Annotated in this window: 10 protein-coding genes and 1 pseudogene; 3 read left to right on the top strand and 8 right to left on the bottom strand. The window is 35.7% G+C overall.

Going from position 1 to position 11,400, the window contains the following annotated elements; translation table 11 throughout:
* The 3 genes from HRT72_03275 to HRT72_03265 form a co-directional block, all read right to left on the bottom strand.
* Window positions 1–1,487: hypothetical protein (locus HRT72_03275; protein ID NQY66729.1), on the bottom strand; the 1,487-nt coding region annotated here is incomplete at its 3' end.
* Between the two features lie 454 nt (window positions 1,488–1,941).
* Window positions 1,942–3,507, bottom strand: a complete 1,566-nt coding sequence (locus HRT72_03270) for a fused MFS/spermidine synthase (protein NQY66728.1) — start codon at window positions 3,505–3,507, stop codon at window positions 1,942–1,944.
* Window positions 3,508–3,780: 273 nt separating this feature from the next.
* The gene (locus HRT72_03265) at window positions 3,781–4,173 is read right to left on the bottom strand and encodes a hypothetical protein (GenBank protein ID NQY66727.1); all 393 of its coding nucleotides are present in this window, start codon (window positions 4,171–4,173) and stop codon (window positions 3,781–3,783) included.
* 256 nt (window positions 4,174–4,429) lie between these two features.
* Between HRT72_03265 and HRT72_03260 the strand changes: the two genes are divergently transcribed.
* Together HRT72_03260 and HRT72_03255 are read left to right on the top strand one after the other, a co-directional pair.
* The gene (locus tag HRT72_03260; protein NQY66726.1) at window positions 4,430–5,389 is read left to right on the top strand and encodes an AsnC family transcriptional regulator; all 960 of its coding nucleotides are present in this window, start codon (window positions 4,430–4,432) and stop codon (window positions 5,387–5,389) included.
* Between the two features lie 54 nt (window positions 5,390–5,443).
* Window positions 5,444–6,841 (top strand): aryl-sulfate sulfotransferase, encoded by a 1,398-nt coding sequence (locus HRT72_03255; protein NQY66725.1) that lies wholly within the window; start codon window positions 5,444–5,446, stop codon window positions 6,839–6,841.
* On the opposite strand, the gene HRT72_03250 is transcribed toward HRT72_03255, so the two are convergent.
* The 4 genes and pseudogenes from HRT72_03250 to HRT72_03235 form a co-directional block, all read right to left on the bottom strand.
* Window positions 6,831–8,255 carry a hypothetical protein gene (locus HRT72_03250; protein ID NQY66724.1) on the bottom strand — a complete coding sequence of 475 codons (1,425 nt, stop codon included), beginning with the start codon at window positions 8,253–8,255 and terminating at the stop codon, window positions 6,831–6,833. The genes HRT72_03255 and HRT72_03250 overlap by 11 nt on opposite strands.
* Before the next feature lie 174 nt (window positions 8,256–8,429).
* Window positions 8,430–8,969: pseudogene (locus tag HRT72_03245) on the bottom strand (YceI family protein).
* Window positions 8,970–9,086: 117 nt separating this feature from the next.
* Window positions 9,087–9,623 (bottom strand): NAD(P)H-dependent oxidoreductase, encoded by a 537-nt coding sequence (locus HRT72_03240; protein NQY66723.1) that lies wholly within the window; start codon window positions 9,621–9,623, stop codon window positions 9,087–9,089.
* A 69-nt stretch (window positions 9,624–9,692) separates the two neighbouring features.
* A complete protein-coding gene (locus HRT72_03235) occupies window positions 9,693–10,145 on the bottom strand; it encodes a MarR family transcriptional regulator (protein ID NQY66722.1) in 453 nt (150 codons plus the stop codon).
* 177 nt (window positions 10,146–10,322) lie between these two features.
* On the opposite strand from HRT72_03235, the gene HRT72_03230 reads away from it, so the two are divergent.
* A complete protein-coding gene (locus HRT72_03230) occupies window positions 10,323–10,769 on the top strand; it encodes an MgtC/SapB family protein (protein ID NQY66721.1) in 447 nt (148 codons plus the stop codon).
* 25 nt (window positions 10,770–10,794) lie between these two features.
* On the opposite strand, the gene HRT72_03225 is transcribed toward HRT72_03230, so the two are convergent.
* Window positions 10,795–11,400 (bottom strand): carboxypeptidase regulatory-like domain-containing protein (locus HRT72_03225; GenBank protein ID NQY66720.1); only part of this gene is annotated, 606 nt, incomplete at its 5' end.

Raw genomic sequence — 11,400 nt, 5'->3', positions numbered from 1 at the left:
GTAGTTTGTGTTGAAGTTACATCAGGATAAAGAGTACCACCAGTAGTAGTGACAGCTATCGCTCCGTCTTCAGAACCTGGTGCACCACATGAAAATTCGTTGGTTACATTATCAACTGTAACGATAATTTCATCCGGACCATTTACCGTTGCTAAACATGTAAAGACGTCACCCATCCCAGTTTCGGTAACTGTAACCTCATAAGTTCCTGCAAGAACACCTACGTGAGTAAAGCTTACATCATTACTTGTTTCATCTGGTACAACTCCATCCCATTGAATATCGTAAGGAGCTACGGAAGTATTAATCATCATGTCTAATTGACCCGTCCCATCACCAAAACAAGTAATATGAGACGGTGTTAAAGAACAACTTGGTCCACAATTTGGACTTAGAACAAGATCGTTCGTACTATTGCCTGTTGTTTGCCCTCCTGATCCTACGGCATTTGGCACACCATTCGCATCAACACCACCAACCAACATATAAGACGTGGTGCCCGTAGCGGGGCCAGTTTGCCCAGCGTCACATACTGCATCGGTATATACATCGCCATATGTAAATCCAAAGCCGCCTTCCACGGCATCAGGACATCCATCATTATCAGAGTCCCAATCTTGATAATCTGGCATCCCATCACTATCGGTATCTAATGCATCACATACACTTGCTGGATCAACCGCTATAGCGTACTGCGAAGAATTTGAACCTGGGTGCATCATTATATTAACTTCCGTGACACCAAAGAAATCAATAAACCAAGTTTGTTTACTACCTTGTTCAACACCACCATCATAGTCAATATGAGCTGTAGCCGTACCCGTAACAGTACTGGAGTTTCCAGGTCCATATGTAGACCCAATAGGCATATCATTAACTCCTCCAACACCAAGTCCTGGTGTATATTGATAATCACAACCGTCGGTTTCTATAAAAATATCATCATCTTTTTCGTTCCAGTAGTCATATATACAACCAAAAACCTGTGGGCTTACTCCTGTGAACGCTTGCGGAGTTGAAGCTACTCGGATATTTACAGGTACATCAAACATCATATGGAAATTTTGATCGTCTACCACTGCTGGTTCTACATAACCATTATTACCCATACAATTGTCACCCCAACCACCATTGGACATAATAATTACACCATCTTCTCTACCACCAGCTGCGTCATCTGTTATTGTATAACCTATTGGAGGAGCAGTTCCTCCGCACCCAGTATTATCAACTTGTCCAGTCCGTGGTACTGGTCCTCCTCCATCATGCGCTGGAACTGAACTTACCATACCCCAATCACCTGCAACAGTTTGCGGAAGCCCCTCATCTACATCTAAAATACCATCATTATCATCGTCATCGTCTACTGAGTCGGGATATCCATCGCAATCAAAGTCAGGACCAGTACATTGACTGTAAACTGGGGTAGCGATAGTAAATAGACTTATTACTATAACGCTTAATATTTTATTGAAACGTGAACTCATATCAATCATTTTTTATTTGGTCTAACCAGCTTCTGTATATCTAATACACTACCAATTCCAGTTTGTCTAAAAAAAACTAACGTTTTTATTAATTAAACATGCGACAACTAAGATAAAAATAAATATAATAGCTTAATTACCAGTATTTATTTCACTTTATTCATGATTTACTAGTTTTCATTTACTCAAATATATACTCGCATTATGCTTACCTGATTTTTCTATGGCCGCTTTCCGAGTAAGTATTTTTATATACGATAAACAATAAAAGGGGTTGTGTTATTTATAATACAAGCCTTCTTTATATTATTTGTTTTGAGTGAGTTGGCAACCTTTATAGAACCATCTCCCTATTTTTCGATAAGTCAGTATGTTCCCAAAATTAGTTTCTATTACAAAACTCCTAAGCTATCCATTCTTAGATCTAAGAATGGATAGCTAATCAAAAAAATCCCTATTTGATAATTTCTAGTCCATTATCCATCAAAATCAATGTTGACTCAATCACTTTTTTGCGCCATTCGTAGATGATTTTTTGATTAAGAACTTCTAGCCTTGGTTTGTCGTCTGTTAATACCTCTATATCTGGTTCATCACTTGTTAAAAAGCGACTTTTCACAACCCTATCCGCATACTTTTCACAACAAGAATTTAATCTTTTATACGTTAGTATATTCAAGTCTTGGCGGAGCTTTGAATCTCTATTCTCTCCAATAAACACCACATCCCCAGAACTTTCTGATATTTTGTTCGACCAGGCTGTAGTATTAAGTCCACTTTGTTTAATGGTTTGAAAAATAGTTGTGAAAGTCAATATATCTCCAGCGGTTCTACCTTGATAATTCACAAGCAACATTCCGTTGACTTTAAGTCGGCTTTTTATCTGCTTAAAGCTTTCGACAGAGAACATATTCGATGGCTGCACTTCTCCTTTAAGTAAATCCAAAACAATTAGATCGTATTTCTTCATTGTGGTATTAATATAATGTCTTGCATCATCTACAATAAAATTATTTCTCTTCTGATATCCTAAATGCTTGATCGCTATATCTTCCATTCTTCCATCAATTTCCACTATATCTAGTGCAAATCCTAAATCCGCTAATTCTCTTGCCATACTTCCACCTCCAAAACCACATAATAATACTGTAGAGCCTTTGGGCTTTGTAGACGACAAAATTGACAAGTTGTGAATATAACTCCAGTTCGCTGTTAAATTCTTATCGTGGTTAATTATCGTTTGACTAACATTATTGACGAGCAATCGTGTTACAACAAACTCCTGCCTGGGGGAGCGTAGACGATCAATTCTAATTTGGCCAAGAAGGCCTTCTGTCTTATAAATTTCAACATATGGTTTATCTTCCTCATACATAACATCTACAAACATTACGAAATAAGAAATAAGAAATAAAATGCCAAACAGAATAGCGGTACGCATTTTCTGTTTGTTGAAAAGAACAATATTCGTTGCTAAAAAGAGAACCCATGAAACAAAAATAATCGGGTTAAACACTCCCCAGTTTGGTATTACCACAAAACCTAAATAAAAAGTGGATACAATTCCTCCTAATGTGGAAATTGAATAAACCAATCCGGATGCTTTCCCAGGATCTTTTAATTCGATTGAAACAACTTTTATAATCAGTGCTGATGTCGCACCAAGGCATACCAAACTAGGAAACACAATTACCATAGATGCAATGGTGCAACCTAAAATAATCTCCAAACTAGAAATCAATACAAGAAAAGGCTGGGCAACAACTGGAATCAATGCGATAAATAATGCAGCAAAATAAAACAAGTCAAGAATTACGGAATTAGGTTTCGATACCTTTTCACATAACCACGATCCAAAAAAATAACCAATGGCTAATCCAAATAATGTTACAGATAAAAGGGTAGTCCACATGATTAATGAGCTGCCATAAAATGGAACTATAGCTCTAGCGCCAAGAAGTTCAACTGCCATAACAGTTGCCCCTTCGATAAATGCAATTAAAAGAAATTTATTTTTCATTGCTTTCTTTGTATTGAATAAAGCAGGGTAAATATCGTGTTTTACTGCTATTACTTCTCTTTCCCTCGGTGGGTGAATGTAAAGATTCTATTTGTAAAAATTATTTAACCTGTCCTGATTTACATTATCCTACACATCCCAAAAATGAATATAAATAAAGGGGTTGTGATATAATTCACAACCCCTTTATTTTGTTTTTTGTTAAGTACTCTCGCCTACCTAATAATAGTTAACTCATCAGATTGGCGACAGAAGCCTTTTTAGCATTAATCTCTACGAAGCCAGTTTTTCAATTCTACTTTCCTTGATGATTTTTTTCTTCCTTACAGTAGTTTTCTTACTCCAATGTCGAACATCTAAATACACATTAATTTCTGCAGATTGCACACCATCAATAGAATAAATGTGCTTATCCATTAATTGAATTAACTGACCATTATCACTACAGGATAACAAGACTTCAATTGTTTTGGAACTTGGTGCAAGAGCAACAAAACCAACCTCCTTTAATTTAACCAACTCTGAAATAACAGATTCCACGAGATAAGCAGGTTCAACAAATAAATTAACTCGAGCGTTAGTGTCATTTACTACAGTTTTCTTTTCCACCATAGTAGGTGTATTAAGAACTCGAATATTCATTGATTCCAAATTGGATTGTTTCATAATTGCAAATTGTATTGTCTTGTTTTCTAGAATACTAGCTGATTCAAAATTAATTAATTAAATTCTATTTTTACGTATGCACCTTAATATTATTGCACATAATAGTGCTCTTTGTTAATAATATTCACTTTAACGCAGCTTTTGTAAAAGAGAAAAAGGATATTTATCAAGCTCAATAAAAATTAAGGTATTTTAGTAAATGGAGAAGTGAACTAATTGTGGTTGCTTCGATGCAAAGAGATAAGTAAATCGCTATATGACTGAGTATAAATTAGACGATCAAGACAAGATTATAATAAGCCATTTACAAAAGGATGGTAGAAAGTCTTATAAAGATATAGCCGATGAGATGGGCGTTTCGAACGTATCTGTTCACAATCGATATAAAAGATTAATTAAGGAAAATATTCTGCACATTGTAGGATGGGCTAACCCTAAAGATCTTGATCTAAATTGCCATGCACTTGTATTGCTAAATATTGATACCAGCAAACATCTCGAAAACGCAATAAACTCTTTGGCCAAACTTAAATGGGTGGACATGGTTTGCGTTACTGCTGGTAAATTTATTCTAGAGGTGGAAATATTATGTCGCGACAACGAACATTTATTCGACATTGTAAATGAGTCTATAATGAGCCTCGACGGGATAACAGATACACATATAACACCTTACCTTGAGGTGTATTTTGACGATGAAGATAATACGGGGACGTCCGTTCCTGTTTTCAGGGGTCTCGACGCGACCGATAACAAGAACAAGAAATTAGATGAAACGCATTTAAAACTGATTGATCAGATACAAGCGGATGGGCGTAAATCTTTCAAGGATATTGCCAAAGCAATAAATGTATCTGTAAACACAATACGATCTAGAGTTGAATACCTGATTAATCATAACATCATTACTGTTTATGCTTGGGTGCAGCCTAAATACCTTGGATTTGGAAGTTTCTGCAGAGTACTAATCTTTCTAAAATCAACTGACCACCTTCAACAAGTAGTCCGTGATTTAGCCCAAATTAAGTACGTGAGATATATCGCTTCATCGTCAGAGAGGCATCAAATTGAAATAACAATGCTCTGTGAGGACAACTTTCATATGCAACAAGTTAGAGTAAATGACATTCATGGTATTGAAGGAGTAGTCGACACAGAAGTTATTACGTATTTAAAAGTACTAGTTCATAATGGTCGTGATGTTAGAATTAAATAACTAACAATACCGATTTAATTACTCTTCTATCTTGCGATAGAAGTTAAACTCAAAATGAAAAACGCTCTTACTTCATTTCTTTTATTATTCTGCTGCCAGGTATTCTGCTCTGGACAAACATTACCCATTGGCTTCCCTACATTCCAAATAAACAATTACGGACCTACAGCCAAAGGAGATATTTTCATGACAACCGGAGTGGCTCCCCAGGTAGATTACCATTATGTAATAGACGGCGTTGGCAATGTTATATACTACGGATTAGGTGACTTTAGAGATCTTAAGATGATTAACGATTCTCAATTATGCTACTTCGACATGGATAAAGAAAAGCACTTTATTATAGATACAACTTTCGTTATTCAAGATTCAATAGAGTGCGGAAATGGATTGACTACAGATTTCCACGATATATATTTTCAAAATAACGGCAATCCCGTCTTAATATGTAACGATGAAGCCATACAAGATTCGGTAGAGTTTGGAGGGGCAATGTGGTATGATGTTACTGAGAGAGGCTACTACATACAAGAACAAGACATAACGACTAAACAGATATTATTCGAATGGAGCACTTGGGATTATTATGATCCCTCAGAAAATGAACATGGGCCAGGCTTCCCTTTAGTATGGGTAGATTACATACATGCTAATTCCATCACAGGAACAAAAGATGGAAACTTTCTTTTTTCGGCAAAGAAAATGGATGAAATCACCAAAATTAGCCGATCAGACTCTAGTATTATTTGGAGACTAGGGGGCCCAGCTGGCCAATTCACCTTTATTAATGACTCGGTCCCATTTTGTTCTCAGCACAGCGTTACAGAACTCGAAAATGGAAACATCTTACTCTATGATAACGCAAGTATTTCTGCACATACCCCTCGTGTAGTTGAGTACGAAATAGATACAGCCTTAATGACTGCTACACCTGTTTGGGAACAGAATAATGCGTTGGTAACCTATTCTCCGAATAGAGGAAACGTACAATCCTTACCAAATGGCAATCGCTTAGTTAGTTGGGGTGGTGTTAATACAGATTCACCAAACGTAACAGAATTTGATTCGTTAGGAAACAAAGTTTTTGAATTATATATAGATAGTGGGGCGTCGGGAGTAGCTTATACCTACAGAGCATTTCGTTTTGAATGGGGAGATGACCTAATAACTTTTCTAAAGGATCACTCTACACCATTAGATTTCCAATCCCGGAATTACCCAAATCCTTTTGATGAACGAACAACTATCCCATTTGAGCTTAATAAAGAAGATCACGTTACGATAACAGTTTCAAATTTGGAAGGAATATTAATCTCAACCCTATTAAATACTAATTTACCTAGAGGCCAACATCAAGTAGTCTTTAATAGGCAAAACTTGGCATCGGGTATTTATATCTATACTATTTCCACTACCAAATCTACCGTGTCTAACAAAATGATTATTCGATAATCTGTTCTTCAGGATTAGCCATAGATTCTTGTTCTCTCTTTAACTTACTTTCTTTCTCCGTTAATATTTTATTAAGAATAGAAAAATACCGATTTAGAAACGTGTAGGTTCTTTCTTTATCTGAATCAAAAGTTTTAAACTCTTTTTTCAACGTTGATACTACATCGGGAATAATATCAATATGTTTCGTACTCCCTATATTCATTCGCATCGACTGTAGCTTTGCCGAATTAGGAAAATTTGATATTGCTGCAGAAAGTTCTGCATTCTCGTAAGTCAGTTGATCTCTGAAGCTACCCAAATATTTTATTGCATACCCCTCATCCTTAAATTCGATCCAACCGGTTTTCCACATATTTGCCATAACAGATACACCTTTAGTATAGCCCTTTAAATCTGCATAAATTTTAAAAAGTTCGATGCTTTTAAAACTGAATGCCAATTCCACCATTTCATTTCCTCTTGAAATATAAAAATCACGGGCATTGATGGCTCTAGTAAAGAATGCCATGTTTAACAAGTCAGCCGTAACATTACCATGATTTGGAAATCTAAAGCCATTAATCAATATTTCTGCTCTGTAAAGCATCGATTGAATTGAATCAGCACTGGGATTCAGTGGTATCAAGTGCTTAATGTAATTATAGGTACCCAATTCGGAATAAGGATAACTAAACTCTCCAAATGTTTTTTTAACCAAATCTAAATCAGGCCTAATAAATGCCTCTTGAATACCTGTGTTCCAAATACTATATTCCCAATTCAAGTCCAAATACAACAAATCGTAAGCACTTTTCACGTCTTCATTTTTAACTTTTTCTATGAGCTCAGATCTATATTTATGTTGATCCGACTTAGCTCGTATGTTGTGCATCGCCAGATGAATATTATTTGCATTTTTATCCGGATCGTGTTTAGTCCAATAATAATATGCCGCTCTGTAATCGTTTACATTTAAATAACATTCAGCCAATCCATAATTAACCCTAAAATCTTCATGATGGTATTTCTGGTATTCTAGATAAAATGGTATTGCTACATCGTAATAACCATTTCTATGTAATGCCATTGCATAGGCAATATTAAACCTCAATTCCTCCGGAACTTGCCTTAAAGCATCCTCAACCAATAAGAAAGATTTTGCAGGATCCTTGTGAAATATAAGCCCGCCAACAATACTCTTCTGGTATGGTCCGTTTGCAGCATCTATTAGTTGATCTATGCAGTAATCGCAATCTTCGAAGGGTAAACATTCATTATCGAAAATATCTATATATGGTTTCAAATATTGATTTGCGTTCTCGAGCTTCTCCAAATTATCTATTAATATGCCATTAAAAGGTCTTACTATGGGATCCGACTCACAACCAAAGAGAATTGAAATACAGAAAGCTAAAACTAGATACTTATACATATTGTGTACTGATTTTTTTCGAGAATTCAATATTAGGTATTTATTATTGAGATAATGATCTTCTTGATCCCTGATTCAAGTTTCTACTTAATAAAAAGCTCCTTACTGCTAGCAATTATCTAATAATAAGGAGTCCTTATTTTTGCGAGCACTTTCGCTCAAGTTGTCATCGCTTTATTTTACAGAAGTCACCAGATGAACATTCAACTCGAAGTCATCGTAAATCATTTTATTGCCTAAGCCCTCGAAGAAACTACCAGATCCATACTTCACATCGTATTTAGATCTGTCTACAATTAGCTTCGCATCAAAAGGAACCTCATCGCCAGATGTTTTTGAAGTTGCCTTAAACTCAATTGGATTAGTGATCCCTTTGATCGTTAACTTAGCTTTTACATCATACGCTCCACTCCCCTCTTTACTCACATTAGTAATTACCAATTTAGCTATTTTATGTTCTGCTGTTCCAAAAAAGTCGGGAGAGTTAAGGTGGCCTTCTAATTTATCAGCCATCTCCCCTTACATATCCGTTACTTTAAGAGAAGTCATATCTACAGTAAACTCCCCTCCAGTTAAGGAACCCTTATCGAACGTTAAGCAGTGATCCTTAAAACTGATTTCTCCTGAATGTTGCCCCGTTACTTTTTTCGCAAGCCATTTAATGCTTGATGTTTTAACTACTGTTTCCGATTTTACTGCCGCACGATTAGACATTAATTAGTACTGATACAGAAAATAATGCTCCAGTTAACACAGCTGAGAAACCTATTTTTCCTAGTTTGAAATTTAATTTTATCTCTTTCATGTTTTCTGATTTTTAGTCTTTATTAATTATTTAATTGCTTCTTGAAAAGCGTTAACTGCTGATTCCATTTTAGCACGCTCCTCTTTATTCTCTATTTTTTTTGTTTCCTTATTAAAATTTTGATGAAAGCTTGGCAGACTATATGTTGACTTTATATCTCCATCAAAATACCCCATTAAGCCTTCCAATGCTTTTAAAGCACCAGCTCCTGCTCTTCCTCCAGGAGATGTACTTAATAATAAAACAGGTTTCCCTTTTAAAAACTTTCCGTCGGCTCTAGAAAACCAGTCCAATAAGTTTTTAAAGATTGCTGGCAAGTAACCATTGTGCTCTGGTGTAGAAAATACGATCGCATCATGTGCATCTATTTGCTCCAATATACTTGTTACCTCTTTTGGTATTCCACCCAAAGCTTCTAACTGTGCAGAATAAAACGGAACCTCCACGGTTAGCAAATCCAAGATCTCATTTTCGGTTCCTAAATTATTCAACACTGCTTCCGTTAAACTTCTATTAATTGATTCAGCGCTATTGCTACCTACTATTGCTAATGTTTTACTCATGGCTTTTTTTATTTCTATTTATCGTTGCGACATCATTTGTAATTACAAATACTGGTTTAAAAAAAACCGCTAGCCTCTTATTTTATCTAAAATTCCACTTAGCTGCTTGGCCTCTTTAACTGTAATCGTTTTTTCATGGGTTCTTAAACTCTCCATTTTTGCACCAATTTTATCCACCAATTTTATTCCCTGTTTATTTAATTGAATGTTTATCATTCGTCTATTCTCCTGATTAGTTCCTCTGGTAATCACTCCCATTTTATCTAGCTTATCCAATAAACGAGTAAGGTCTCCCCTCTTATTTAATAAAACTTCCTTTATCTCACCCGGACAAGCAGCCTCCGGATATCTTCCTTTTAAAATCCTAAGAATATTATAATGTTGTTCATTAATATTAAACGGTTTCAAAACTTGAATACTTCGATCGATCAACAGGTTTCCGGTGTACATCAAATTAACATAAGCTTTATGTTGCTCTGATTTAAAAGGAGTTTTTTGTTTTATTTCGTCTTCGAATTTCATCCGTACTTCCGTTATTTGTAATTACACAATGTAATTAATTAACTTCCAAACTTTGTATAATTATACTATTCAAATATGAGAATGTAATTACATTTAATAACTACTGTAGAAGTCCGAAATAGATGACAGGTTACACGTCTTCCTTATAACTATATTCGCCACAAATAAAATTAGGATATGGAAATTCAAGAGTTTGCACTACGTCTTTTAATCGCTACAGGATCAGGATTGGTAATTGGTTTTGAAAGGCGATGGAATCACAAATCAGCTGGACTTAGGACCAATACTTTAGTCGCAATTGGTTCAGCAATGTTTGTGATGCTCTCTATTAATCTCACAGAAGAAGGTGGAGATGTGACTAGAATAATTGGACAAGTTGTAACTGGAATTGGGTTTTTAGGTGCTGGAATTATATTTAAAGAGGGCATTAACATCTATGGGCTTACCACAGCAGCAACAATTTGGTGTAGTTGTGCTGTCGGTTGTATGGCGGCCGCAGGACTGTACATAGAAACTGTGATCTGTGTTACATTAATTGTTCTGGTAAATACTTTATTAAAACTATTCGACAATTGGTTAATTAGAAAGATGAATAAGAGGGGAAAGAATGATGACGAGGGCTGATGCTCTAACCAATCAACGTGATGGACTAGCGATCTGGTATTAAAACCAACTCTGCCTTAATTGTACTCTTCTTAACCACTGTACTTAGAGTTAATTCCTTACCAAAGAATTTTGATTTAGAGCCTTTGATGATTACTTCTTTATAAGCACGATCTGGGAAAAAATAGAACTTTCCGTTCGCATCTGTCAACGAATTATCAATCTCATTCGCACCATCAAAGATCGAAATATATGCTCTTTCAATAGGATTCCCATCTTTATCTAGAACGGTTCCATTAATTGTTTTACCAAATATATCTTTCAAAACTTCTATCCGATAGATGTCGTCACTCCCCTTTCCTCTTTTCCGATTTGAGGATAAATAACCTTTCTTCAGATCTTCGTCCATGATAATTGCAAAATCATCCTTAGGTCCATTAATCGGACTCGACATATTTACTATCTCACCTGGAACATCCTTTTCAAAATAACAGAAAAAGATATCTCTTCCACCCAGACCGATATGACCATCAGAAGCAAAGAACAACAAACCTGTTGAATGGATAAAAGGAAACATTTCATCTCTAGATGTATTGATTTTATCTCCCAAGTTAAACGGCTTCCCCCAGTTCCCATCTCTTGTTCTCACTAC

It is taken from the genome of Flavobacteriales bacterium (assembly GCA_013214975.1).
Lineage (GTDB): Bacteria > Bacteroidota > Bacteroidia > DT-38 > DT-38 > DT-38.
The sequence above is the reverse complement of the archived record's forward strand: the minus strand, read 5'-3'. Positions and strand labels throughout refer to the sequence as shown.

Bases quoted from the DNA above. Each gene is read 5' to 3' on its own strand.
- HRT72_03270 (NQY66728.1), bottom strand. From the start codon at position 3,507: ATGAAAAATAAATTTCTTTTAATTGCATTTATCGAAGGGGCAACTGTT.
- HRT72_03265 (NQY66727.1), bottom strand. From the start codon at position 4,173: ATGAAACAATCCAATTTGGAATCAATGAATATTCGAGTTCTTAATACA.
- HRT72_03260 (NQY66726.1), top strand. From the start codon at position 4,430: ATGACTGAGTATAAATTAGACGATCAAGACAAGATTATAATAAGCCAT.
- HRT72_03255 (NQY66725.1), top strand. From the start codon at position 5,444: ATGAAAAACGCTCTTACTTCATTTCTTTTATTATTCTGCTGCCAGGTA.
- HRT72_03250 (NQY66724.1), bottom strand. From the start codon at position 8,255: ATGTATAAGTATCTAGTTTTAGCTTTCTGTATTTCAATTCTCTTTGGT.
- HRT72_03240 (NQY66723.1), bottom strand. From the start codon at position 9,623: ATGAGTAAAACATTAGCAATAGTAGGTAGCAATAGCGCTGAATCAATT.
- HRT72_03235 (NQY66722.1), bottom strand. From the start codon at position 10,145: ATGAAATTCGAAGACGAAATAAAACAAAAAACTCCTTTTAAATCAGAG.
- HRT72_03230 (NQY66721.1), top strand. From the start codon at position 10,323: ATGGAAATTCAAGAGTTTGCACTACGTCTTTTAATCGCTACAGGATCA.